At 70.9% G+C, this 25,013-nt stretch carries 19 protein-coding genes and 2 tRNA genes; 7 read left to right on the top strand and 14 right to left on the bottom strand.

Annotation, left to right across the window (positions count from 1 at the left end):
• Positions 1-80 precede the first annotated feature (80 nt).
• On the bottom strand, positions 81-1,019 hold the full coding sequence (locus tag GUI43_RS09135; protein ID WP_112600958.1) for a ribose-phosphate diphosphokinase: 939 nt from the start codon (positions 1,017-1,019) through the stop codon (positions 81-83).
• A gap of 101 nt (positions 1,020-1,120) precedes the next feature.
• Here GUI43_RS09135 and glpK point away from each other — a divergent pair, with 101 nt between their 5' ends.
• Entirely contained in the window at positions 1,121-2,605 is a 1,485-nt protein-coding gene (gene glpK / locus GUI43_RS09130; protein WP_112583684.1) for a glycerol kinase GlpK, read from the top strand.
• Between the two features lie 15 nt (positions 2,606-2,620).
• Here the strand turns inward: glpK and GUI43_RS09125 are convergent, their stop codons facing one another.
• Positions 2,621-3,454: a phosphoribosylaminoimidazolesuccinocarboxamide synthase gene (locus GUI43_RS09125; RefSeq protein WP_112600957.1), complete on the bottom strand. Its 834-nt coding sequence runs from the start codon at positions 3,452-3,454 to the stop codon at positions 2,621-2,623.
• Between the two features lie 138 nt (positions 3,455-3,592).
• Here GUI43_RS09125 and GUI43_RS09120 point away from each other — a divergent pair, with 138 nt between their 5' ends.
• Positions 3,593-4,912, top strand: coding sequence for an ABC transporter substrate-binding protein (locus tag GUI43_RS09120; RefSeq protein WP_112583686.1), 1,320 nt, complete (start codon positions 3,593-3,595; stop codon positions 4,910-4,912).
• A 57-nt stretch (positions 4,913-4,969) separates the two neighbouring features.
• Here the strand turns inward: GUI43_RS09120 and GUI43_RS09115 are convergent, their stop codons facing one another.
• Positions 4,970-5,218: a hypothetical protein gene (locus tag GUI43_RS09115; RefSeq protein WP_030336617.1), complete on the bottom strand. Its 249-nt coding sequence runs from the start codon at positions 5,216-5,218 to the stop codon at positions 4,970-4,972.
• Positions 5,219-5,381: 163 nt separating this feature from the next.
• Between GUI43_RS09115 and GUI43_RS09110 the strand changes: the two genes are divergently transcribed.
• Positions 5,382-9,155, top strand: coding sequence for a S8 family serine peptidase (locus GUI43_RS09110; RefSeq protein ID WP_112698553.1), 3,774 nt, complete (start codon positions 5,382-5,384; stop codon positions 9,153-9,155).
• Between the two features lie 115 nt (positions 9,156-9,270).
• Here GUI43_RS09110 and GUI43_RS09105 read toward each other — a convergent pair.
• The 6 genes from GUI43_RS09105 to GUI43_RS09080 form a co-directional block, all read right to left on the bottom strand.
• A tRNA-Met gene (locus tag GUI43_RS09105) sits at positions 9,271-9,347 on the bottom strand.
• Between the two features lie 135 nt (positions 9,348-9,482).
• A tRNA-Met gene (locus GUI43_RS09100) sits at positions 9,483-9,556 on the bottom strand.
• A gap of 87 nt (positions 9,557-9,643) precedes the next feature.
• Complete coding sequence (locus GUI43_RS09095) at positions 9,644-10,582, bottom strand: hypothetical protein (RefSeq protein ID WP_112698552.1); 939 nt, start codon at positions 10,580-10,582, stop codon at positions 9,644-9,646.
• Positions 10,572-11,081 (bottom strand): SigE family RNA polymerase sigma factor, encoded by a 510-nt coding sequence (locus GUI43_RS09090; protein WP_112698551.1) that lies wholly within the window; start codon positions 11,079-11,081, stop codon positions 10,572-10,574. The genes GUI43_RS09095 and GUI43_RS09090 overlap by 11 nt, the downstream gene beginning before the upstream one ends.
• Before the next feature lie 190 nt (positions 11,082-11,271).
• The gene (locus tag GUI43_RS09085; protein ID WP_112600954.1) at positions 11,272-14,259 is read right to left on the bottom strand and encodes a UPF0182 family membrane protein; all 2,988 of its coding nucleotides are present in this window, start codon (positions 14,257-14,259) and stop codon (positions 11,272-11,274) included.
• Between the two features lie 96 nt (positions 14,260-14,355).
• Complete coding sequence (locus GUI43_RS09080; RefSeq protein WP_181518365.1) at positions 14,356-15,369, bottom strand: YlbL family protein; 1,014 nt, start codon at positions 15,367-15,369, stop codon at positions 14,356-14,358.
• 115 nt (positions 15,370-15,484) lie between these two features.
• On the opposite strand from GUI43_RS09080, the gene GUI43_RS09075 reads away from it, so the two are divergent.
• The gene (locus tag GUI43_RS09075; protein ID WP_249037689.1) at positions 15,485-16,819 is read left to right on the top strand and encodes a zinc-dependent metalloprotease; all 1,335 of its coding nucleotides are present in this window, start codon (positions 15,485-15,487) and stop codon (positions 16,817-16,819) included.
• An 82-nt stretch (positions 16,820-16,901) separates the two neighbouring features.
• On the opposite strand, the gene GUI43_RS09070 is transcribed toward GUI43_RS09075, so the two are convergent.
• Both GUI43_RS09070 and GUI43_RS09065 read right to left on the bottom strand, forming a co-directional pair.
• Complete coding sequence (locus tag GUI43_RS09070; RefSeq protein WP_112583691.1) at positions 16,902-17,510, bottom strand: hypothetical protein; 609 nt, start codon at positions 17,508-17,510, stop codon at positions 16,902-16,904.
• A gap of 186 nt (positions 17,511-17,696) precedes the next feature.
• On the bottom strand, positions 17,697-18,230 hold the full coding sequence (locus GUI43_RS09065; RefSeq protein ID WP_091406137.1) for a M48 metallopeptidase family protein: 534 nt from the start codon (positions 18,228-18,230) through the stop codon (positions 17,697-17,699).
• A gap of 513 nt (positions 18,231-18,743) precedes the next feature.
• Between GUI43_RS09065 and GUI43_RS09060 the strand changes: the two genes are divergently transcribed.
• The 3 genes from GUI43_RS09060 (at position 18,744) to GUI43_RS09050 (ending at position 21,592) form a co-directional block, all read left to right on the top strand.
• Entirely contained in the window at positions 18,744-18,914 is a 171-nt protein-coding gene (locus GUI43_RS09060) for a DUF5679 domain-containing protein (protein WP_167457767.1), read from the top strand.
• A gap of 222 nt (positions 18,915-19,136) precedes the next feature.
• Positions 19,137-20,249 (top strand): TOMM precursor leader peptide-binding protein, encoded by a 1,113-nt coding sequence (locus tag GUI43_RS09055; RefSeq protein ID WP_112698550.1) that lies wholly within the window; start codon positions 19,137-19,139, stop codon positions 20,247-20,249.
• The gene (locus tag GUI43_RS09050; protein ID WP_112698549.1) at positions 20,246-21,592 is read left to right on the top strand and encodes an ABC1 kinase family protein; all 1,347 of its coding nucleotides are present in this window, start codon (positions 20,246-20,248) and stop codon (positions 21,590-21,592) included. The genes GUI43_RS09055 and GUI43_RS09050 overlap by 4 nt, the downstream gene beginning before the upstream one ends.
• Before the next feature lie 315 nt (positions 21,593-21,907).
• On the opposite strand, the gene GUI43_RS09040 is transcribed toward GUI43_RS09050, so the two are convergent.
• The 3 genes from GUI43_RS09040 to GUI43_RS09030 all read right to left on the bottom strand — a co-directional run bounded on the left by GUI43_RS09040 (position 21,908) and on the right by GUI43_RS09030 (position 24,940).
• Positions 21,908-22,273, bottom strand: coding sequence for a WhiB family transcriptional regulator (locus GUI43_RS09040; protein WP_030490434.1), 366 nt, complete (start codon positions 22,271-22,273; stop codon positions 21,908-21,910).
• Positions 22,274-22,403: 130 nt separating this feature from the next.
• Positions 22,404-22,619 carry a hypothetical protein gene (locus GUI43_RS09035; protein ID WP_181518366.1) on the bottom strand — a complete coding sequence of 72 codons (216 nt, stop codon included), beginning with the start codon at positions 22,617-22,619 and terminating at the stop codon, positions 22,404-22,406.
• Between the two features lie 155 nt (positions 22,620-22,774).
• Positions 22,775-24,940: an ATP-dependent DNA helicase UvrD2 gene (locus GUI43_RS09030; RefSeq protein WP_112583694.1), complete on the bottom strand. Its 2,166-nt coding sequence runs from the start codon at positions 24,938-24,940 to the stop codon at positions 22,775-22,777.
• Positions 24,941-25,013 lie beyond the last annotated feature (73 nt).

The raw sequence follows: 25,013 nt of genomic DNA, 5'->3' as shown, positions 1-25,013 counted from the left end.
CTTACTGTCCCGACGACCGCCTAAAACCGCTCATTCTGACGCAGAAACTGCAAGATCGCGGGGGCAAGGAGCGGGGCGGTTCAGGCGAAGAGGGCGGAGACGGACTCTCCGTTGTGGATCCGGCGCGTCGCCTCGGCAAGGGCGGGGGCCACCGACAGGACCTGCAACTTGGGGACCCGCTTGGCGGCCGGGATGGGCACCGTGTTGGTGCAGACGATCTCCAGGACGCCGTCCTGGTCGCTGAGCCGCTGCAACGCGTCGCCGGAGAAGAGGCCGTGCGTGCAGGCGAGCCGGATCGACCGGACCCTCAGGCCGCGCAGGTGCTCCATCAGCTCGACCACCGTGCTGCCCTTGGCGATCTCGTCGTCCAGCACGATGACATCCCGGTCGGTCACGTCGCCGATCACCGCGCTGATCTTGACCAGGTCGTCGCTGAACCGCTGTTTCGCCCCGGCCGCGACCGGCGTGCCGAGCAGCCGGGCGAACGCCGCTGCCTCCTTGGCGTTGCCCAGGTCGGGCGAGACCACAACGGTGTTGCTGAGGTCGTAGCGCCGGAAGTGGGTGGCCAGCTCCCGCAGCGCGTGCAGGTGATCCACCGGGACGCTGAAGAAGCCGTGCACCTGCGGCGAGTGCAGGGTCATCGCGAGCACCCGGTCCGCCCCGGCCGAGGTGAGCAGGTCAGCGACGAGCCGCGCGCCGATCGAGATCCGTGGCGCGTCCTTCTTGTCCGACCGGGCGTACGCGTAGTGCGGCAGCACCACAGTGATCCGACCGGCGGAGGCGCCCCGGGCGGCGTCGATCATCAGCAGCAGCTCGACCAGGTGCTCCTGCACCGGCGGGACCAACGGCTGGATCAGGAAGACGTCCCGCTCCCGGCAGTTGGCCTGCAACTGGACTTCCAGACAGTCGTTCGCGAACCGGGAGACCCGCACCGGGTGCAGCGGCACCCCCAGGTGGGCGCAGATCTCGGCAGCCAGGTCGGGATGGGCGGTTCCACTGAAAACTGCGATGTCGCGCACGTTCGCACATCGTAGGGGAAGCGGACGGCCGCCGACGGCGGCGGGCCGGAACCCGCCGTGACGCCTGTCGCGCCGCGCCGCCGTCCGGGTACGGTGCTGCGGTGACCCCCCAGTACGTCGCCGCCATCGACCAGGGCACCACCTCTTCGCGGTGCATCGTCTTCGACCGGGCCGGGGACATCGTCGCCGTGGCCCAGCGCGAGCACCGGCAGATCTTCCCCCGACCGGGGTGGGTGGAGCACGACGCCGAGGAGATCTGGGACAACGTCGAGCAGGTGGTCGCCGAGGCGCTGCGGGCCGCCGGCACCGACGCGTCCGGGCTGGCCGCCGTCGGCATCACCAACCAGCGGGAGACCACAGTCGTCTGGGACCGGGCCACCGGCCGCCCGGTGGCCAACGCCATCGTCTGGCAGGACACCCGGACCGGGCCGCTGCTGCGCGAGCTCGCCTCGGCGTACGGCGAGGAGCGGTTCCGGGCCCGCACGGGCCTGCCGCTGGCCACCTATTTCGCCGGGCCGAAGCTGCGCTGGCTGCTCGACGAGGTCGACGGCCTGCGCGAGCGCGCCGAGCGCGGCGAGGTGCTTTTCGGCACCATGGACAGCTGGCTGATCTGGAAGCTGACCGGCGAGCACGTCACCGACGTGACAAACGCCAGCCGGACCATGCTGATGGACCTCACGACCCTGGACTGGGCCCCGGAGCTGCTGGACGCGATGGGTGTTCCGGCGGCGATGCTGCCGGAGATCCGCTGCTCCGCCGAGGTGTACGGCACAGCCGACGGGGTGCTCGCCGGGGTGCCGGTGGCGAGTGCGCTCGGCGACCAGCAGGCCGCCCTGTTCGGGCAGACCTGCTTCCAGCCGGGTGAGGCGAAATGCACCTACGGCACCGGCAGCTTTCTGCTGCTCAACACCGGCGCCAGCCCGGTCCCGTCGACGCACGGCCTGCTCACCACTGTCGCCTACCGGATCAAGGACCAACCACCGGCGTACGCCCTCGAAGGCGCCATCGCGGTCACCGGCTCGCTGGTGCAGTGGCTGCGGGACAACCTCGGGCTGATCTCCACGGCCGCCGAGGTGGAGGAGTTGGCCCGCACCGTGGACGACAACGGCGGCTGCTACGTGGTGCCGGCGTTCTCGGGACTGTTCGCCCCGCACTGGCGCAGCGACGCCCGCGGGGTGATCGCCGGCCTGACCGGTTACATCACCAAGGGGCACCTGGCGCGTGCGGTGCTGGAGGCGTCGGCGTGGCAGACCCGCGAGGTGGTCGACGCGATGAACGCCGACTCGGATGTGGCGCTGCGCCGTCTCCGGGTGGATGGCGGGATGACCGCGAACGGCCTGCTCATGCAGTTCCTCGCCGATGTGCTCGACGTGCCGGTGGTCCGTTCCCGGATCACCGAGACCACCTGCCTGGGTGCCGCGTACGCGGCCGGTCTGGCGGTCGGCTTCTGGCCGGACCTGGCCACCCTGCGGGCGCAGTGGCGCTCCGACGCGCAGTGGGAGCCGGCCATGGCCCCGGAGCTGCGCGAGAAGGAGCTGCGCCAGTGGCGCAAGGCCGTGCAGCGCACCCTCGACTGGGTGGAGTGACCGCCGCTGCGGCGGTCACTCCCAGCGGTTGCCGGTGAGCTTCTCGTAGACGTCGATGTAGCGAGCCCGGGTCGCCTCGACCACCTCGGCCGGCATATCCGGGGCGGGGGCCTGCTTGTTCCAGCCGCTGCCGGTGGCCCAGTCCCGCACGTACTGCTTGTCGTAGGAGAACTGCACCCGGCCCGGCTGGTACGACTCGGCGGGCCAGAACCGCGACGAGTCGGAGGTGAGCAGTTCGTCGGCGAGGACCAGCGTGCCGTCCGGTGCCCAACCCAGCTCGAGCTTGGTGTCGGCGATCAGGATGCCCCGGTCGGCGGCCAGCTCGGCGCCGCGCCGGTAGATGTCGAGGGTGATCTGCCGCAGCCGCTCGGCGGTGGCCTGACCCACCTTGTCCACGACGTCGTCGTACGTGATCGGCTCGTCGTGCTCTCCCATCGGCGCCTTGCTCGACGGTGTGAAGATCGGCTCGGGCAGGATCGACGCCTCGCCCAGCCCTCGCGGCAGTGGGACGCCGGAGACCGCGCCGGTCTGCTCGTACTCCCGCAGGCCGCCGCCGGTCAGGTAACCGCGAGCGACGCACTCGACCGGAACCATGTCCAGCCGCTGGCAGCGGATGGCCCGCCCGGCGAACTCGGCGGGCACGTCGGTGGCCGAGATGACGTGGTTCGGCACGAGGTCGGCGAGCTGCTCGAACCACCAGAGCGAGAGCGCGGTGAGCAGGCGACCCTTGTCCGGGATCGGCGTCGGCAGCGCCACGTCGTAGATCGAGATGCGATCCGAGGCCACCAGGATCAGGTCGTCGCCGTCGGCGTAGACGTCCCGGACCTTGCCCGAGTGCAGAAGTTCCACGCGCCCTAGTACACCACGCGACAGTGGAACGGCCTGATTCGACCACCCAGCCGAGGGTGACCGGACGGACGTTGACACCTTCGTGCGCTGCCTGCGTGAATGGTCCGACCGCCACCCCCGTAGGTCCAGGAGAGCCCCGTGCCCGTTGTTCGACCCCCGCTCGACCGCCTCGGTGCCGACCCGGGCCGGCGCCGACTGCTCGGCGCGCTGCTCGGCGCACCTCTGCTCGCGTCCGGCGGGCTGGCGGGGTGCACCGACGGCGCCGCCACCTCGACCCAGGACGGGCCCGTCGAGCTGTCGGTCTTCTGGTGGGGTGGCACCAAGCGGGCCGAGCTCACCGAGAAGGCGCTGCGGCTCTACTCGGATCGCAACCCCCGGGTCACCTTCCGGGTCACCTGGCAGGGTGCCGACGGCTACTACGACCGACTGGCCACCCAGGCGGGCGGCGGCAACGTACCGGATCTGATCCAGATCGACGACGCCATGTTGACCGAGTACACCCAACGTCAGGTCATCCTCGACCTCACCGACCACCACCTGGATCTTCGGGGCCTGCCGGAGGGTCTGATCCGCTACGGCACGGTGGAGGGGCGGACGATGGCGGTGGCCGCCGGGCAGACCCACGCCGTGGTGGTGTTCAACCGGGACCTGCTGCGGGAGCTGGAGATGCCGGAGCCCCGCGCAGGGATGACCTGGGCCGACTACATCTCCTGGGCCACGCAGGTCACCGAGGCCAGCGACCGCCGGGTGGCCGGCACCATGGACGGGTCGGGCGACTACCGGGCGCTCTGGCTCTGGCTGCGGTCGCAGGGCGGCGAGTTCTACCGGGGCAACCAGCTCGGCTTCGGCGCGGACGAGCTGATCGCGTGGTTCGAGTTGTGGCAGCGGGCCCGCCGGGGCCGAGCCACGCCGAGCGCGGCCCTGGTCGAGCAGGCCGACAGCGGCGAGCCGGCCCGGCAACTCGTGGTGAACGGGGTGACGGCGGCGTCCTTCGCCTGGTCGCACCAGCTACCGGAGCTGCAACGACTCACCGAGTCCGAGTTGGGCATCGTCGGCATTCCCGGCCCGCCGGGGGCTCAGTGGGCGCGAGCGTCGATGTACTGGGCGGCGTTTCGGGGCACCCGCCACCCGGACACGGTCGCCGACGTGATCAACTTTCTGACCACCAATGGTGAGGTTGGCGCCGTTCTCGGCCACGAGCGGGGGCTGAACGCCAGTGCCCAGGTCCGCCGCTACGTTGAGGGCAGCATCACCGACCCGGCGCAGCGACGTGCCGCCGAGTTCGGCGCCAGCATCGCCGACCTGCTCGGGCCTGCACCGGCGCCGCCGCCCAAGGGGCACGCCAAGGTGCGCACCCTGCTGGTCACCGCCGCGGAGCGCATCCGCGTCAAGCGCGACGGCACCCGCGAGGCCACCGCGCGCTTCCTGTCCCAGGCCATCGCGGCCCTGGCGGTGTGAGCACCGGCGGCCGGCACGGAGCCGGCCGCTGGTGACCCGTCGACGCCTCGGGCCCGGTCAGCGCGGCGGGCCACCCCGGCGGTTGCGCATCAGACGCAACACCAGGAACACGACGATCGCGACCACCACCAGGCAGCAGAGCAGCGGGAGCACCCCGAAGCCACTGCGGCCCCGCCGCCGGGCGGCCTCGACCACGAGTTCGCCGGTGCCCGTGGACGCCCAGGCCGCGACGGGCACGAACACCGCCAGTACGACCGCACCGAAGACCGCGCTCAGGCGGCCCCACCACTTACCGAATGAAGACATGTGCCCATCCTCGCCGAAGGGCGCAACCTCGGCACGTCGGTCCACGCCGAATCACGGGACCGGATCGTCCGGAAGCTCTCCGGCCGGGGCGCAACGCGCTCGCAACGTCCCGGCAAAGATGATGATCTTTACATGAATCTCTCGAGGTGATCGGATTCGCCTCATGCTCAACTCTGTAGACAGTGCGCGGATCTCTCGCACCCGAAGATCTGCGGCGGCAGCGGTCGGCGTCACCCTCGTCGCCGCTCTCCTCACCCCCACCGCGGCGCACGGCGCCCCACCGCCCCCACCGCCGCCGACGAGACCCGCTCCGAGCGGCGACGCGGACCGCACACCCGTCACGGTCACGCTGATCACCGGCGACCGGGTGACGGTGACCCCGGGCGTCCACGGCGCAACCGGATCGGTGGATGTCAAGCGCGCCCCGGGCGCCACCGGCTCCGTACGCGTCTCCACTGAGGGCCGGGACACCTACGTGTACCCGGACGAGGCGTTGCCGTACCTCGCCACCGGTCGACTCGACAAGCAACTGTTCGACGTCACCCAGCTCATCGCCCAGGGCTACGACGACGCTCGGACCGCTGAACTCCCCCTGATCGTCACCCGCACGACGGGTGCGGCGAAGCTCAGGGCCGGCACCACGCTGCCGGGCGCGCGGACCACGCTGGAGCTTCCCTCCGTCAGTGGTGCGGCGATCCGCACCCGCCGATCGCAGGCAGCGGACTTCTGGTCGGCCCTCACCGATGGACAGTCGCCGACCGGCCGCAGCGCCGCCACCCCGGCACCCTCCTTCGCGGCCGGCGTCGACAAGGTGTGGCTCGACGGCAAGGCGAAGGCCACCCTGGCCGACACCACCGCCCAGATCGGCGCGCCCGCGGCGTGGGCCGCGGGTGGCACCGGCAGCGGTGTCCGGGTCGCCGTCCTGGACAGCGGAGTGGACACCACCCACCCGGATCTCGCCGACCAGGTGGTGGCCTCCCGGAGCTTCATCCCCGGCCAGGACGTGATCGACCGGAACGGGCACGGCACCCACACCGCCTCCACCGTCGGCGGGACGGGCGCCGCCTCCGGCGGCAGGGAACGGGGCGTGGCCCCCGACGCCGACCTGGTGATCGGCAAGGTCCTCGACGAGTACGGCAGCGGGTCCATCTCCGGGATCATCGCGGGCATGGAGTGGGCGGCGCGGGCCGAGCACGCCAAAGTGATCAACATGAGCCTCGGCGTGAGCGCCTGGCACACCCAGGACGACCCGTTGAGCCAGGCCGTCAACCAGCTGACCGCCGAGACGGGCGCGCTCTTCGTCGTGGCCGCCGGCAACAGCGGACCAGACCCGTACACCCTCGGTGCGCCGGGCACCGCGGACGCCGCGCTGACCATCGGCGCGGTGGACACCTCCGACCACCTGGCAAGCTTCTCCAGCGTCGGACCCCGAATGAACGACGAGGCCCTCAAGCCGGACATGACCGCTCCCGGGGTGGATGTGCTGGCGGCACGCTCGCAGCACATCTCCTGGGGTGAGGGCTACTACTACGCCGACAGTGGCACCTCGATGGCAGCGCCGCACGTCGCCGGGGCGGCCGCCCTGCTGGTGCAGAAGCACCCGACGTGGAGCGCGCGGCAGATCAAGGACGCGCTGATGAGCACCAGCGTCCGCACGCCCGACTACGACGCCTACCAGGCCGGCAGCGGTCGGTTGAACGTCGCCGCCGCCTACCACCAGGACCAGGTCGTCGCATCCGGGTCGGTGGACGCCGGACTCGTCGGCTGGGGCAGCACACCACAGCCGATCAAGCGGACGATCACCTACACCAACACCACTGACAGCCCGATCGCGTTGGAACTCTCCGTCGACCACGGCACCTCCCCCGCGCAGACGTTCACGGCAACCGCCGACCGCGTCACGGTGCCCGCCCGGGCCAGCGCGACTGTCGACGTCGTGGTGGCCCCGGCCGGCCTTCCCGCCGGCAGGTACTCCGCCCAGGTCACGGCCCGCTTCGCCGCCGGCGAGGTGCACACCGCAGTCGGGGTCGCCGTCGAGTCCAGGAAGTACGACCTCACCATCCACCTGAAGGACCGCGCCGGCCGGCCCATGAGCGGCGAGGTCGAGGTCGTCAACGCCGAGACCGGCTCCGCCTTCATGTGGGTGCCGGACGGAAAGCTCACCGCCCGCCTGGCGCCCGGCTCCTACACCGTCGTCACGGCGGCGGACGTGGAGGGTCTGCACGGGCCCCGCTCCCTCGGGCTCGCGATGCTGACCGCTCCCGAGGTCGACCTGACCACCAACCGGGTCGTGGAACTCGACGCCGCGCGAGCCCGCCAGGTGAAGGTGGCGACACCCCAGCCGACCGCCGTCGTCAACAGCAGAATCGACGTCTACCGCTCCTTCACCTCGAGCGAACCGACACCCGCCGACTGGAGCGCCCTCCGCGAGACGTTCTGGCCGGGCGCCGCCTACGACAGCCTGTGGGCCCTGCCGACCACTGACAAGGTGCGCAAGGGCAGCTTCGTCTTCACCACCCGGATCCGCGCCGAGCAGACGCCGCTGGCGATCAGCTATCACGGCCGGCACCTCAGCGACCCGCTCGCGCAGCCCGGTTCCCCGCCGCTGCCCGACGGCACCTCGCGTCTGGACACCGTCTTCGCGGGCGTCGGCGGCGCCGCCGACTACGCCGGCGTCTCCGCCCGCGGCAGGGCCGTGGTCGTCCGCGCCAACGACTCGGTGACCCCCACGGACCAGGCAGCGGCGGCGCACACCGCCGGTGCGGCGATGCTCGTCGTGGTCAACGACCGGGCGGGCCGCAGGAGCGACTGGTACGGCAACCCCGACGCCGTGACGACCGGACCGATCCCGGTGGCCTCGGTGACCATGGACGAGGGCGAGGCGTTGATCCAGAAGATCGCCGCCGCGGGCCGCAACCCGGTACGACTGGTAGTGGTCGCCCACCCCAGGGCGAAGTACCTGTACGACCTGGTGGATTACCACAGTGGCGGGGTGCCGAAGGACCCGTCCGCCAAGACCGACCCGCGCAACCTCGCCCGGATCGATCTCACCTTCTCCCCGCCCCCGGGGAAGCAGTCCAGCGAGACCCGAATGGACTTCCCGCCGTACGAGTACGCGGCGGCACGGCCGTTCCCGTTCGAGCCGGTCGAGCCGGGGCCGCGTACCGACTGGGTCTCCGCGGGTGGCGGCATCAAGTGGATGCAGTACGCCGACGTCGCCGACTGGGCGCGGTCCAACACGGAGGCCATCGCGTACCGGCCGGGCAGCGTGCAGAAGGACCGCTGGTTCGGGCCCATCACCCGGCCACGGCTGCTCAGCACCGAGATCCCGTTCCGTGGTGAGACCGCCATGAGCGCCTACATCCAGGGGTTCGGCGACGCGGGCGCCGCCCACAGCGGCGGGGCCAGCATGTCGCAGATCGCCACGTTCTATCAGGGCGACAAGCAGCTGACCCAGTTCGACGGCTGGCCGGAGGTCGGCGCGGGTGACCTGTCACCGGAGAAGCTGCCGTACCGACTGGTCGTCGAGACCACTGGCAAGCCCGAGTTCAGCCCGTACTCGACCGCCACGCACACCGAGTGGAGCTTCGTCTCCGGCGGCAGCACCGAGGTGCAGGCCATCCCGCTGGTCCAACTGGACTACGGAACGGACGTGGACTTCGCGGGTCGGACGAAGCGCCGAACCGACTTCTCGATCACGCCAGTGGTGGTGGGCAGCACCGCGGCTCGGGACGCCGTGTCGTCACTCCAATTGGAGATCTCCTACGACGACGGGGTGAGCTGGCAGCGACAGGACCTGCGGGAGAAGAAGGGCACCTGGCAGGCGTCGCTGAACGCGCCGCACCTTGCCGACTTCGTGTCGATCCGGGTAACCGCCAAGCAGCGCAACGGTGGCGGTGTCACCCAGACCGTCACCCGGGCCTTCGGCCTGCGGTAGACCCCCCGGGGCCGGTGCCGACGAGGTGCCGGCCCTCCGGGGCCCATCATTGCGACAGCGGCGCCAAACAAGTCCGGCCCCCACAGTGTGGGGGCCGGACTCATATCACTTTCAGTGGTAGCGGGGACAGGATTTGAACCTGCGACCTCTGGGTTATGAGCCCAGCGAGCTACCGAGCTGCTCCACCCCGCGTCGACTGGTTAAGACTAACTCACCCGTTCTGGACGATGATCAGTGGGGTCTCCATCCCCTGTGGCCGGCACCCCGGAATGCCGAAAGCCCGCCTCCGGCAAACCGGAGACGGGCTTTGAACTGGTGTTTCTCTCGTAGCGGGGACAGGATTTGAACCTGCGACCTCTGGGTTATGAGCCCAGCGAGCTACCGAGCTGCTCCACCCCGCGTCGGCTCGATAACCGTAGCGCACCGACCCGGGACACCGCAAAGCGACTGCGATACCGCCGACACGGACAGCTCTGACCTGGGCATTGTCAGTCGAGCCAGTTCTCGATCGCCGCGACCGCCCGTCGACTGTCAGCGTCGACCTGGGACCGAACGACCGCCGTGTGCTCCCAACCCTGCTCCCAGAGCACTGTCACCACGTCACCGACCCGGACCGCCCGGACCAACCGAACCTCCTCCGTACCCGGTTCGCCCATCCCGTCCGGCATCGGGGCTCGCATCTCGAACAGCACCGACTCGTCCCCGTACACCCCCGAGGCCAGCAGCCGCTGTCGCCACGTCCTGCTGTCGTCGGGCAGCTTCTGGTCGGGGCAGCCGCGCACGGCCTGCCGCAGCTCCCGCAACGCGTCGTCGGCGCGGCCTGGCCGGTAGATGGTGATGGTGTGCCGGTAGCTGCCGTCCGGCACGTGCCCCGTCGGCGTTTCCGGCAACTTGTAGGCCAGGTAGCGGCCACGGCGTTGGACCATGGCCGAGTCGCTGGACAGGCGCGTCCCGCACAGCGTCGGCAGTGCCGGACCGTCCCCCGAAGATTCCAGCCCGGTCCGGTTAGGGGCCGCCAGCACGAAGAAGGCACGGTCCGGGATCGATGTGGGCGGCCGAGGTGCCGCCGGTCCGGTGGCCGGCTGCGACGGCGTACCGCTCGTGGTGGTCCGCGACGGCGGCGGGGACGAGAGTGTCGACGCCGGGGTCGGCGTGGGTGACGGCCCGGACGTCGCGGGCGCCCCGGTCGGCACCGGGCCAGGGGTGTCGGCGGGCGGCGGCAGCGGCGCGGAGCCGTCCGCCGGGTACGCCAGTCGGCCACCGACGGCCACCCCGCCCACGAGCAGCGCCACCGCGAGCGTCGAGCCGGCTATCCGGGCTCGGGCCCGCCGGTCGGCGAGCCGCCGAAGCGACTCGGGATGGGTCAGCTCCTGCCCGTCCGCGACGGTGCTGAGCGACCGGTACAGGTCAGAGAGTTCAACTGACATCGTTCGCCTCCAACTCCACGGCGCAGAGGTCGGGCAGCAGCGCGGCCAGCCGGGACCGGCCTCGGGACAGCCAGGACTTCACTGTGCCGACCGGGACGTCGGTCTCCCGGGCGATCTCCTCGACGGACATGTCGAAGAGGTAGTGCAGGGCCAGCGCCTGCCGGTGCGTGGCGGGCAACTGCCGGAGCGCCCCGACCAGGAGCACCCCGTCCTCACTGGGCGGGGGTGCGACCGCTGGTGGTCCGGTACGGCTCAGCACCACCCGCCAACGGTGCAGACGCCGCCAGCGGTCCGTCGCCAGCCGGGCCACCACGAGCCGTAGCCACGCCTCCGGCGCCGGATGCGACGACAGTCGCCCCCACTGCCGCCAGGCCCGGGTGTACGCCTCCTGCACCAGGTCCTGCGCCTCGATGTGGTCGCCGGCGACCGCATAGCCGTACCGCAGCGTCCGCCGGGCGGTGCTGCGGTAGAAGTCATCGAAGCTCTGCGCGTCCCGCACGGCCGACCCCCCTCGTTCCCACCCCGTCGCAAGGAGGACGGCGGACCGGCGTCGCAGGTTGCGGTGGTGGAGGGTGCTGTCGGCGACGTGACAGATGCGCACAGATCAGGACATGGCCGAGCCCCCGCCGTTCGGACCTGATGCGGTCCGAGCGACGGGGGCTCGGGGAGGAACTGCGCGCGGTGGCGGGTCAGCCGCCGGCACTCGGGCTGGCACCCGGCGCACCAGCGGCCTGCTGCGCCTGCTGGAACGCGGTGAGCGCCTCGTCGAGGGCCTTCAGCGCCCGCCCGTACCGCTCGAAGTCGCCGGACGTCTGCGCGGCCCGGACCTCGGTGATCGCGGTCTGCACCCGGTCCGCGGCGGCGGCCAGGTCACCGGTCGGCGGCGGTGGGGTGCCGGGGCTCGGGGTCGCCGTCGGTGCTGGCGTCGCCGTGCCCGAAGGCGTTGGCGTGGGCGTCGTCGGGTTACCCCCGGTCGTCGGCGGCGGCGACGTGCCCTGCCCGGCCTTCTTACCCTGCTCGACCAACTGCTTGATGCCGTCGTTGATGTTGTCGGCGAGCGCCACGAAGGAGCCACCGTCACCGTACGAGAGCAGCACCTTCTGCAACAGCGGGTACGCGTCCTGCTGGTTGCTCTTCACGTAGACCGGCTCGACGTAGAGCATGCCGTCGGCGAAGGGCAACGAGAGCAGGTTGCCGTACTGCACCTGCGCCTGGTTGCTGGAGAGCAGGTTGAGCTGCTGACGGATGTTCGCGTTGTTGGTCATCTGCTGGTGCACCTGCACCGGGCCGGAGATCCGGGTCTGGTCCGGCAACTCCAGCACCTCCAGGCGGGGCTTCCCCTCGACGTACGACCCGGAGATCAGCGCGGCGAGGTTCTGCCGGCCGTTCGGGGTGACCGCCGAGGTGAGCTGGAACCGCGGGCTCTCCTGCCCCGGGAACTGGGTGAACAGGTAGTACGGAGGCTGCTTCTGGCCGCTGTCCGGGGCGTCCGGCACGTTGGGCACCTGCCAGAAGTCCTGTGCGGAGTAGAAGTCACCCGGGTTGGTCACGTGGAACTTGGTGAGCAGGTTGCGCTGCACCTTGAACATGTCCGCCGGGTAACGCAGGTGCTCGGTCAGCTCGACCGGGATCTCCGCCTTCGGCAGCACCAGGTCACCACCGAACGCCTTGTTCCACGCCTTGAGCACCGGGTCGGTGTCGTCGTACTCGTAGAGCTTCACAGTGCCGTCGTACGCGTCGACCGTGGCCTTCACCGAGTTACGCATGTAGTTGACGTCCTCCCGGGCCAGCTGGAAGGTGCCCCGGTTCGTCAACTCGTCGGTGGTCTCGGTCTGCAGGTTGACCTTCTCCGCGTACGGGTACGAGGCCGCCGTGGTGTAGCCGTCCACGATCCACTGCACCCGACCGTCGACCACCGCCGGGTACGGGTCGCCGTCCAGGGTGAGGAACGGCGCGACCTTCTCCACCCGGTCGCGCGGGTTGCGCACGTAGAGCAGCTTGGAGTCCTTGTTGACCGCCTCGGAGAGCAGGAAGTTCGACTCCTGCTCTTTGATGGCGTACAGCAGTCGCCGGGTGAAGGAGCCGATCTCCACACCGCCCTCACCGGTGTAGGTGTAGGACTCGCCGCCGCCCTCACCGACCGGCCTGTCGAACTCGGCCTTCTTGTTCGGGTCGGACTGCCCGACGATGGCGTAGTCGTCGGCCGCCATCCGCTCGCCGTAGTAGATGCGCGGCTGCTTGGCGGGGATCTGCTCGGTCTGCGAGGAGCACGCCTCCTGGGTCTTCTCGCCGAGGAAGCCGGAGACGAAGAACGGCTGCCCGCCGCAGACCACCTGGTTGGCCGGGGCGGCCACCAGCCCGTACCCGTGGGTGTAGACGGTGTGCCGGTTGATCCAGGTGTTCTGCTGGTCGGTCAGCTCGCCGTAGTTGATCTCCCGGACGCCGACCACGTAGTCGGAGACCTTGCCGTTCACCCCGTACCGGTCGATGTCCAGCTTCGGACCGAAGTCGTAGAAGCCACGCACCTGCTGGAGCTGGGTGTACGTCTCGCTGACCAACTGCGGGTCGAGCAGTCGCACGTTCGACACCACCGAGGTGTCGGTGGCCAGGTTCGCCGGCGGGGTGAGGTTGTTCGCCGCGTACGGTGTCGTCTCGGTGGCCCCCAACCCGAACGCCGCCCGCGTCGCGTCGATGCTGCGCTGGATGTACGGCGCTTCCTTGTCCTTGGCGCTCGGCTTGACCTCGAAGGTCTGCACCGCCCAGGGGTAGATGCCGCCGATGGCCACCGCGGACACGCCGAGCAGCGCCAGCGAGATCCCCGGCCAGACCAGGTTCCGCATCCAGGCGTTGGAGAACACGAGGATCGCGATCGCCACCACGATCGAGATGTAGGCGAGGATCTCCTTCGCCGGCAGCAACGCGTTGACGTCGGCGTAGCCGGCGCCGTACAACTTGGCACCCTCGTTGTACTCCAGCAGCATGGCCCGCCGGTCCAACACGTACGCGATCGCCTTCAACAGCACGAAGACCGCGACCAGGGTGCTCAGGTGGGCGCGGGCCGCGTTGCTCATCCGGTCGCCGACGCCCTGCAGGCGGACCCCGCCGAAGAGGTAGTGCACCGCCAGCGCGCCGATCACGGCCAGCACCACAGCGGTGAAGGCGACCCCGAGCAGGTAACGCCAGAACGGCAGTTGGAAGACGTAGAAGCCGATGTCGACCCCGAACTCCGGGTCCTTGATGCCGAAGTCACCGCCGTTGCGGAAGAGCAGCCACTGGTTCCACCGGTTCTGCGCGGAGAGACCGGCGAAGAGCCCGACCACCGCGGCGGTCAGCGAGATCCAGGTGCCGAGACGCGGGCTGAGCACCATCCGGTAGCGCTCCAGGGTCGCCTGCTCCACCGAGTGCGGACGCAGTCGCGGGCGCAACCGGTAGGCCAGCCACAGGTTGCCACCGACGATCAGCGCCATGCCGAGGCCGATGGCGAGGAAGAGCACCAGCCGGGTGAGCAGGACGCCGGTGAAGACCTCGGTGTAGCGGACCTCGTCGAACCAGAGCCAGTCGGTCCACGCCTGGACACCCCAGCCAAGCAGGGTGAAGAGCACGAACACCCCGACCAGGACCGCGATGGTGACGCGCCCGCGCCGGCTCATCCTCGGGAGGGGGCTGCTGCTTCGCATGACCACTGTTGGCTCCGCACGCTCGATATGATCGGCTCCGACCAGGCACCCAGAGTACGGGGTGTTCCTGAGCGTGTCGGGGCACGGTCACACCGGTCAGCAACGCGTCGGCTGACCACCCGCGCGCAACGTCTCCAGGGCGGTCATCGCCTCGTCCAACGAGCCCACCCGCAACAGCGGCAGATCGGGCTGCGGATTGCGGACCGCCTCGGCGCAGTTGTCCGCCGGCACCAGGAAGACCTTCGCCCCGGCGCGCTTGGCGCCGACCAGCTTCTGGGCGATCCCGCCGATCGGGCCGACGGCACCCTCGTCGTCGATGGTGCCGGTGCCGGCGATGATCTGGCCGCCGGTGAGGTCGGCCGGGGTCAACTTGTCCACGATCCCCAGGGCGAACATCAGACCGGCGCTCGGCCCACCGATGTCCCCCAGGTCGATGCCGAGCGTGAACGGGTGCGGCTGCTGCTGATCGATCTCGACACCGATCCGCGGTCGGCCGTCCTGCTCCTGACTGGTCACGGTCGCGGTGGCCGGCACGCCGTCACGGGTGTAGCCGATGGTCAACGCCGTGCCCGCCGGCTTGGCCCGGACCAGCTCGGTGACCTTCGCGGCCACCGGCACCGGCTGGCCGTCCACCGAGGTGATCACATCGCCGGCCTTCAGCGCCCCGGCCGCCGGGCCGTCCCCGGCCACCGTCTTGATCACCACCTGCACCGGAAAGCCCAGCTCCCGCAGCGCGGCGGTCTCCGCGCTGGTCTGCGACGCCTTGAAGTCCTCGGCGTTGCGCTGCTCGACCTGCTCCGTCGACTCCCCCGGCGGGTAGACCAGCTCACGCGGCACCACCGCCTCGTCGTCAGAGAACCAGCCAGCGATCGCCCCCCGCAACCGCACCGTGGGCTGCACCCCCACCGTGGTCAGCCGCAACTGGCCGGCCGAGGTCGAGGTCTCCCGACCGGAGACCTGGATGACCTCCTTACCGTCGGTCGTACCGAGGGTGTTGACCGTCGGCCCCGGGCCCAGCACCACGTACGGAATCGGCACCCGGAGCACCCCGATGCTCAGCAGGGCGGTGAACAGGGCACCGAGCAGGACCGTCAGGCCACGACGTCTCATGCCGCAGAGCGTACCGACCGGCTGCGGGTCACCCGCCGGATGCGCCGCGCGACTTCGCCCTCAGCGCAACGCCAGCGGCGGCTACCTGGGGCGCGGTCCGCGTACCGTAGATGTCGTGCCTGATATTCCGTTCGGTTTCGCGCTCCCGGGTGGGCAACCACCAGACCCCAACGATCCCGCGCAGATGCAGCAGTTCATGTCGCAGTTGCAGCACCTGCTCTCCGCGCCGGGCAGCGGGCCGGTCAACTGGGACCTGGCCCGGCAGGTAGCAGCCAGCCAGCTCGCGGCCGCCGGTGACCCGGCGGTGTCGATGTACGAGCGCAACGCGGTCGAGGAGGCGCTGCGCCTCGCCGACCTGTGGTTGGAGCCCGCCTCGGCGTGGCCCTCCGGCATCCAGAACCCCGTTGCCTGGAACCGCAACGAGTGGATCTTCAAGACGCTGGACGTGTGGCGCAAGCTGTGCGACCCCGTCGCCAGCCGGATGGTCGGTGCGATGGGCGACCTGGTGCCACCGGAGGCGCGCGCCCAGCTCGGCCCGATGCAGTCGATGGTGGCCTCCCTCGGCGGCGCGCTCTTCGGTGGCCAGCTGGGCCAGGCCCTCGGTTCGCTCGCCGCGGAGGTGCTCTCCGCCGGCGACATCGGGCTGCCGCTCGGCCCGGCCGGCACGGCCGCGCTGATCCCCGCCAACATCCGGGCGTACGGCGAGGGCCTGGAACTGCCCGAGGACGAGGTCCGCCTCTACGTGGCGCTGCGCGAGGCCGCCCACCAGCGGCTGTTCCAGCACGTCCCGTGGCTGCGTGGGCATGTGCTCAGCGCGGTCGAGATGTACGCCTCGGGCATCCGGGTCAACCGGGAGGCGATCGAGGAGGCGATGGGTCGGGTCGACCCGACCGACCCCGAGTCGATGCAGGCGATCGCCCTGGAGGGCATCTTCACCCCGGAGGACACCCCGGCGCAGAAGGCCTCACTGGCGCGCCTGGAGACCGCACTCGCCCTGGTCGAGGGCTGGGTGTGCCACGTCGTCGACAGCGCCGCCAGCGACCGGCTGCCCAACGTCGTCCGGCTGGGCGAGGCGTTCCGCCGTCGTCGGGCCGCCGGCGGTCCCGCCGAGCAGACCTTCGCCGCGCTGGTCGGTCTGGAACTGCGCCCCCGCCGACTTCGCGAGGCCGCGGCGCTCTGGGCCGCGCTCACCCAGCACCGTGGCATCGAGGGCCGCGACGCCGTCTGGGGCCACCCGGACCTGCTCCCGTCGGACGACGACTTCGCCGACCCGGTCGCCTTCGCGATGAACGACATGGACCTCAGCGAGCTGGACAGCTTTGACTTCACCGCCCCCGGCGGGGTGGAGGAGAAGGCCCCCGGCCAGTTGGATCAGCCCGGTCCGTCGGGTCAGTCGGGGCAGCCCGGTCCGTCCGGCGAGACCGACGGCGAGGGCGACACCAAGTCCTGACGCCCGCACATCGACGGCCTGCGCCGCGGGTGCCCGCAGATCGGCAGCGGGCACCCGCGGCGCGTTCGGCGGTGCCGACGGTTCAGATGGGTCGGCCCGACCCGGAGAGCAGGGCGCGGGTCGCTTCCCAGCCCTCGAAGGCCGGGTCCAGCGTGGCCAGGTCAGCCGGACCGCGCAGTCGTCGCCAACCCGTGGTGACCGCCACGTCACCCGGGCGCGGGGCGTTGGCACGCGCCTCAGCCGGCGTCGCCGTGTCCAGCTCCAGCGTCGGCAGCCAGTCCGGCGCGGGCAGTCGTACCGCGACCCCGAGCAGACCCGGGCCGCCGCCCTCGACCGGGGCCACCGCGACCGGCCGGCTGGTGAGTGGGCGGAGCAGCTTGCCGACGGTCAGGGCGGGCAGGTCAGGCACGTCACTGACCAGCACGGCCGCTTGGTCGTACCCCTCCAGCGCGGCGAACACGGCGTTCGGCGTCGGCTCGGCCACCTCGTACACCGCCGTACCGGGCCACACCAGCGCATCGGCCAGGGCCCGGTCGGCTGGGGTCACCGCGACAGCGACCTCCACCTCGTTGAGCGTGGCGAACAGGTCGATGACGTCTTCCGCGAGCGCCGCTCGCCACTGCGCCAGGTCGACGCCGGGCGGCGACCAGTGCACCGGCCCGAGCAACGCCACCACCACCCGTCGCGCCATCCCCCGACCCTAGCGCCCCACCCCACACAGCCACCCCACCCGGCCCGCCCCCGGAGCGCCCTGGCGCGGCTCGACGGCATGATCAACCCGGCTTCATTGAAGTCGCGGTGTCCCAGCAGCGCGGATAGCGCGTTTTTCAGGAAGGCGAGTGGATCTAGGTCGATCACGCGCGTCGGGGGGTGTGGATCAGGTGGGAAGCGGTGCGCAGGAGGAGGCGGCGGCGACCCCTTCGAGGTAGCCGCGGGCGCGTTCCGCCTTGGGATAGCGACCGACCAACGCCCAGAACCGGGCGTTGTGGCTGGGCACGATGAGGTGCGCCAACTCGTGCAGCAACACGTAGTCGATCACCCATTCGGGCATCTCCTGGACGCGGTGCGAGATTCGGATGCTGCGGTCCGCCGGTGTGCAGGAGCCCCACCGGCCGTTCTGATTGGTGACCCACCGGACGCTGGCCGGCACCGCCTTCGTGGCGTACCCGGCGAGGTAGAGGTCGATGAGCCGATTGGCGCGGGCCAGCAGCTCGTCGTCGGAGCGGGCGAGGCGCCCCTCCCGGGCGGCGAGCCGGGCGAGCATCCGATCGACCCACTCGCTCTCCTCGGCACGGGAGAACTGGTCGGGGATGAGGACGACCACTCGCTCACCGTCACGGTACGCGGACACCGTGCGTCGTCGACGCTGACTGCGCCGCACCTCGACGACCGGCTTGCGCGTCCCCGCCATCACTGGCCCGCGCAGCCTCGACTACGTGTCACGAGGGAAAGCTAATGCCCACTGACCAGGGGTCCGCAAGAGTCAACCGCACGACACGCGCCCAGAAAATGGTGATTGGTCGCCAGCCGTCCCGAAAATTTCTTGACCGCAGCGTCATCGCGCCATCTCGTCACCCTTGGTGAACGCCGATGGCGCCGGTGCGCGGCACGTCTCCACCGTAGGTGATCACCGCCCCGGATGCCGCCGCGGGGGCACTCGCACGGGTGGCTGTCAGGGTTTGGTCGGCGTGTCCCCGCCAAACTGACTTATCCGACCTATTTCGCCATGCACACTCTCGACGTCGACTTGCTCACAGTGTCGATGCACAGCTGACATGGAACTGCCCAGACCTGGGTAGGGTCCGCGAACCAGCGGTCACGAAGGTGGCCGCGGAGTGAGACCCAGCGCCGGCGCCCCGTGTGGCCCGCCGCCGGGCACCCCGCCGGAACGGCATTGACCGGCGGACGAGACGAGGAGGGCACCGTGGCCGACCAGGCCCAGACGACCTACAACGGTTACTGCGTGAAGTGCAAGGAGAAGCGGGACTTCGAGGGGCACGTCGAGGTCTCGAAGACCGGGATGAACATGGCCAAGGGCAAGTGTCCGGTATGCGGTACAACAGTGAACCGCATCCTGGGCAAGGCCAAGGTCTGACCCGAACGGGTGAACGGGGGTGGGGTGGCCGGGTGGCCGCCCCACCCCCGTTGCCGAATCGGGAGTGCCTGCCACCGCTGCCGTAGCGCTGTCGGGTGACCGACAGCAGGCACGAAGGGCTGTGGAAAACCCGTCAAACCCTGTGGATAGCGCTGGACAGCGGCCTGACCGCCTGTGGACAACGATCGACCGAACGCGAGGTTGCGATCACGATTCGTGACCATGAGCCGCACCGTACTGCCCCGCCCCACCCTGCTGCCCGGCCTCAACCGGCTCTGGCGGGACCGGCACACCCTTCAACTCGGCGTCGGCCCTGGGCCGGCCGCCCTACTGGAGTTGGCCAACCCCCGCGCCGCCCACCTGCTCGATCTGCTCGACGGCACCCGCAGCGAGCGCACCGTGCTGGCCCAGGCGGCGTCCGCCCAGGTCAGCGTCGACGACGCGCTTACCCTGCTCGACACCCTGCGGGGCGCCGGCCTGTTGGTGCCCGCGCACAGCCTGCTCCCCCGCGACCTGACCGGCCCGGTCCGCGCCCGGCTCGCGGCGGAGGCCGGCGCGCTGGCCCTGGCCGCCGCCCGACTGCCCGGCACCCCCGCGCAGGTTCTACGTAGGCGGCGGGCGGCTCGCGTCCTGCTCACCGGCGCCGGGGCGCTCGGCGGGCCGCTGACGGTGGCGTTGGCCCAGTCCGGCGTGGGGCAGGTGATTCCCCAGCTCACCGGCTCGGTACGCCCCGTCGACCTGATCGGCACGGGCATCTCCGCCGCCGAGCTGGGTCGGCCGCTGGCACCGGCGGTGCGGGCTGCGGTCAACCGCGTCGCACCGGGCACCGGCACCCGGCCGAGCCGCGCCGGGCGGATCGACCTGGTGATCCAGCTCGGCACGGACCGGCCTCCGGCGCTGCTCGCCGCCGGTCTCGCCCAGCGCCGGCAGCCGCACCTGCTGGTCACGCTGCGCGAAGGCGTACCGGTGATCGGGCCGTTGGTCCGCCCACCCGCCGGGCCCTGCCTGCACTGCGTCGAGCTGCACCGGGCCGATCGCGACCCGGACTGGCCACGGCTCGCCGCTCAACTCGCCGCCGCCGACCCGGTGGCCGCCGGAACGACCGGCACGCTGCTCGTCGCCTGCGGGTACGCGGTGGCCGAGGCGCTGACGCAGCTGGACGGCGGCCAGCCGGAGACGCTGGGTGGTGCCATGGAGATCACCGGTGCCGGTCGTTTCCGTCGTCGGGGTTGGCCGCCACACCCGGCGTGTGGGTGCTCGCGAGGCCGAGTGTCCGCACCAGCCCAGCCGCAGAGCAGCAGCGGGGCCCTCCGGTCGGTAACAATGACCGTGTGACCGACATCCCGCGCCGCGCCGTGTCCCGCACCGCCAAGCTCGCCGCCCTGCCGCTCGGCTTCGCCGGCCGGACCGTTCTCGGGATGGGAAAGCGCGTCACCGGGCTCGCCTCCGACGTGATCTCCGCAGAGATTCAGCAGCGCACCGCCGAGCAGCTGTTCAGCGTGTTGGGCCAGCTCAAGGGCGGGGCGATGAAGTTCGGCCAGGCGTTGTCGGTCTTCGAGGCGGCATTGCCGGAGGAGATCGCCGCCCCCTACCGGCAGGCGCTGACGAAGCTGCAGGAGGCGGCGCCACCGCTGCCGGCCGCCAGCGTGCACAAGGTGCTGGCCGAGCAGCTCGGCCCCGACTGGCGGGACCTGTTCGTCGAGTTCAACGACGTCCCGGCCGCCGCCGCCAGCATCGGCCAGGTGCACCGGGCGCGCTGGCGCGAGCCCGGGTACAACGAATCGGGTGCACCGCACAGCCGCGACGTGGCAGTCAAGATCCAGTATCCGGGGGCTGGCGACGCCCTGCTCGCCGACCTCAAGCAGCTGTCCCGCCTGGGTGGGATGTTCCGGGCCATCCAGCCCGGCCTGGACGTCAAGCCACTCCTGGCCGAGCTGCGCGAACGGATCACCGAGGAGTTGGACTACGAGTTGGAGGCCGAGTCGCAGCGCACCTTCGCCGCCGCGTACGCCGACGACCCGGAGATCTTCATCCCGGAAGTGGTCGACGCCTCACCCCGGGTGCTGGTCACCGAATGGGTGACGGGCACCCCGCTGGCCGACATCATCCGCGAGGGCACCGAGGAGGAGCGCGACGAGGCGGGTCGGTTGATGGCCACCCTGCACCTCTCCGCGCCGCAGCGGGCTGGGCTGCTGCACGCCGACCCGCACCCGGGAAATTTCAGGCTGCTGCCCGACGGTCGGCTCGGGGTGATCGACTTCGGTGCGGTGGCCCGGATGCCGGAGGGCACCCCGGAGCCGATCGGCCGTATCGCCGCGACGGCCCTGCGCGGCGATGCCAACGAGGTGGTGGCAGGGCTGCGGTCGGAGGGGTTCATCGGCTCGACCGAGGAGATCGACGCCGAGGGGGTGCTCGACTTCATCCGCCCCATGTTGGAGCCAATCGCGGCGGACGGTTTCCGGTTCACCCGGGCCTGGCTACGGGCCGAGGCGGGTCGACTGGCCAGCCCCCGCTCCCCCACCTACCAGCTGAGCAAGCGGCTCAATCTGCCCCCCTCGTACCTGCTGATCCACCGGGTGACACTCGGGTCGATCGGGGTGCTCTGCCAGTTGGAGGCGAAGGCGCCGTACCGAAGCATCCTGGAGCGCTGGCTGCCCGGCTTCGCCCCGGTCGCCTGACCGTCGAGGCCCGGGCGCCTGACGACATGGGGAAGGGCGGGTGCCGACCGGCACCCGCCCTTCTGCGTGGGGTGGTACTAGAGAACGCCCAGGTCGCGAGCCGCCTGGTTGCGGCTGGTCATGGCGACGGTACGGGCGGATCGGGTTGCCTCAGTGCTCGTGGTGGTACGACCGGCCTGAGGCCGGCGCATTCGAGCCCGGGTCAACGCTTCGTGGAGTAGTTGCATCTCGAAGGCTCCACTCGGAACGTTCAACATCGTTTTCTCACTCACTGCCGGTGTGCCACCGGCGTAGTTGGAACGGGTCGGGAACATGTCAGGCTGCCAGCCGGACCGCGCCACGCACCTCGGACAGCCCACTGGCCGCCAGGCGCGCCTCGGCCTCGACCCGAAGCTCGGCGTCACGGGCGACGTCCTCCTTACGCGGACGGCCACGGGGCCGCTTACGCGGGACAACCGCGCCACGCTCGAAGATCTCGCCGCCCCAGACGCCCCACGGCTCCGCTCGCTCAACGGCTCCGGCCAGGCACTCGACACGCAGCGGGCAGTCCCCGCAGAGTGACTTGGCCAGCTCGAGCTCGGTGGGCGAGTCGGAGAACCACAGGTCGGGGTCGAACTTCCGGCAGGGCAGGTTCGCCTCCATCTCGACGCTCATGTCGAGGGGGGCCAACGCCAGACTCATCTCCCGGTCACCTCTCTCTCACTTCGATCTCGTGGATCGCATTCCGACGTACTTACGGCGGGCAAAAAACTGAGGCCGCGGATCCCGGTAAGCGGGTTCCGCGGCCTCGAGGTGAGCCGGAGTCTGATGGTCAGACCGGTTTACCTCGAGGTGGAACGCCGCGGACATCCATGCGCTTCTTGGCGACCTGGATGCCATTGCCCGTGAAGCCACTGGTCCCCTCGACTCCAGCGGGCGCGACGGTCAGGATCAGCTCGGCCTGAACCTGGTGCACCTGTGGAACCGACGGTCGTGCAGCCGCAAGGGCCACCCGGACAGCCGACAGCGGAGCGCAGACAGACGGCATCGCCGCCAGACGCTCATAGGTGAAGATCTTCACGGGAACCACCTCCCTCACGTTCCTCGAATCGACTGGACCGCACCCCGTGAGCAGCCGGAATGGCGCCGCTCGCGTGGTGTGTCCTGAGGCTATTCCTCGCGCCGGGGCGAGGGCAAACGAATTTACGACGAGATTTCGAAAGTTTTCTCCGGGCAGACATCGTCCACCCCGGCACCGGCCACGAGGGCCAGCACCGACTCCCCGTAGAGGCCCAGCTTGCGCGGGCCGATACCGGCGATGGCGATCAACTCCTCCGACCGGCCCGGACGTCGCTCGGCCAACGCGACAAGCGTCGCGTCGGTGAAGACCACGTACGCCGGGACCTTCTGCGCACCGGCCACCCGCTGCCGCCACTCGCGCAGCCGTTCGTGCAGCTCATCGTCTATGTCGGACGGGCAGGTGGGGCAGCGGCCGAGCTTGCGGTCCGGGCCGGCGAGCAGGGTGGCGCCGCAGATCCGGCAGGAGACGATCTGGGTTCGCCGTCGCTCGGGACGGCGGGCCGGACCAGCGCCACCGGTCGCCCGTTCGGTGCCGCCGGAGCGGTCCAGTTGGGGCAGGAACCGCGACGGCCGCCGGGCCCGTCCGCCCGGCGAGCGTGCGGTGGCGTACGACAGCCAGAGCCACTCCCGGGCGCGGGTGATCCCGACGTAGAGCAGCCGGCGCTCCTCCTCGACCTGTTCGACGGTCTTGGCGTACGTGGTGGGCAGGGTGCCCTCGGCGAGGCCGACCAGGAAGACCGCGTCCCACTCCAACCCCTTGGCCGAGTGCAGGGACGCCAGCGTCACGCCGTCCACCGTCGGCACGTGCTGCTGGGCGGCCCGGCGCGCCAGTTCCTCGGTGAAGTCGGTGAGGGTGACCGGGCGCTCCACCGAGGCGGCCTCGCCGATCGGCACGACCTCGGGGGTGGCCGCGTACTCCTCGGCGAGTTGGACCAGCGCGGACAGCGCCTCCCATCGCTCGCGGGCCGCGCCGCCGGCCGGGGGCGCGTCCGGAGCCCAGCCGACGGCGGTGAGCGCCTCGACGACGGCGGCCGGCAGCGGTGTCTCCCCCGGGATCGAGCGGGTGGCCGCACGCAGCGCGACCATCGCCTGGCGCACCTCGGTCCGTTCGAAGAACCGCTCCGCGCCCTGCACGACGTACGGCACCGCGGCCTCGGTGAGCGCCTTCTCGTACGCCTCGGACTGCGCGTTGACGCGGAACAGCACGGCGATCTCCTTCGCCGGCGTGCCCGCGTCGATCAGTGACCGGCAGCGCGCGGCCACCGCGTTCGCCTCGGCCGGCTCGTCGGTGAAGATCCGCAGGTCCGGCTCGGGGCCGGATGGGCGTTGCCCGCTCAGCTCCAGCCGCAGGCGCGCCTCGGTGCCCCGGGCCTGGGAGATCACCGCGTTGGCCAGCCCGACCACCTGCGGGGTGGAGCGGTAGTCACGGACCAGCCGCACCACTGTGGCATTGCGGTGCCGGCGGGGAAAGTCGACCAGGTACGCGGAGGTCGCCCCGGTGAACGAGTAGATCGTCTGGCTGGCGTCGCCGACCACGGTCAGGTCGTTGCGGCCGGCCAGCCAGGCGTCCAGCAACCGCTGCTGGAGGGGGTTGACGTCCTGGTACTCGTCGACCACGAAGTGCCGGTACTGGGTGCGGATCTGCTCACCGACGTCGGGGTGCTCCTCGATGCCCCACACCGCGGCCCGCAGCATGTCCTCGAAGTCGATCACGCCGTTGGACCGTTTGAGCTGTTCGTACGCGGTGAACACGTCGGCGACCTTCGTCGGCTCGTGCGGTGTGTCGCGCAGTGCCCGGGCCGCGGCCACCACGTAGTCCGTCGGCTCGATCAGCGACGACTTCGCCCACTCGATCTCGCCGGCCAGGTCGCGGGCGGCGGCCCGGTCGGTACGCAGGCCGACCCGGGCGGCTGCGAGGGTGACCAGTCGTACCTTGCTGTCCAGCAGTTCGGGCATGGCGCGGCCGGCCAGCAGCCGGGGCGCGAAGTACCGCACCTGGCGCAGCGCGGCCGCGTGAAATGTTCGCGCCTGGACACCGTGCGCCCCGAGCAGAGTGAGACGGTGTCGCATCTCGGCGGCGGCGCGGGCGGTGAAGGTGACAGCGAGCACGTGCCGGGGGGAGATCTCCCCGGAGAGCGCCCGGTGGGCGATTCGGGAGGTGATCGCCCGGGTCTTGCCGGTGCCGGCGCCGGCCAGGATGCAGACCGGGCCGGCAGGTGCGGTCACGGCGGAGCGTTGCTCCGGGTCCAGCCCGGCGAGCACCTGTTCCGACGCTGAGTGAACCGCCACAACCAGGAATCATCTCAGCTCCTCCCAGCGTTGCAGCGAACAGGCTCGGCTTGATCCGCAAGCCGCGGCCGGA

This window comes from Micromonospora noduli, assembly GCF_003264365.1.
In the GTDB taxonomy this organism is placed as follows: domain Bacteria; phylum Actinomycetota; class Actinomycetes; order Mycobacteriales; family Micromonosporaceae; genus Micromonospora; species Micromonospora noduli.
The sequence above is the reverse complement of the archived record's forward strand: the minus strand, read 5'-3'. Positions and strand labels throughout refer to the sequence as shown.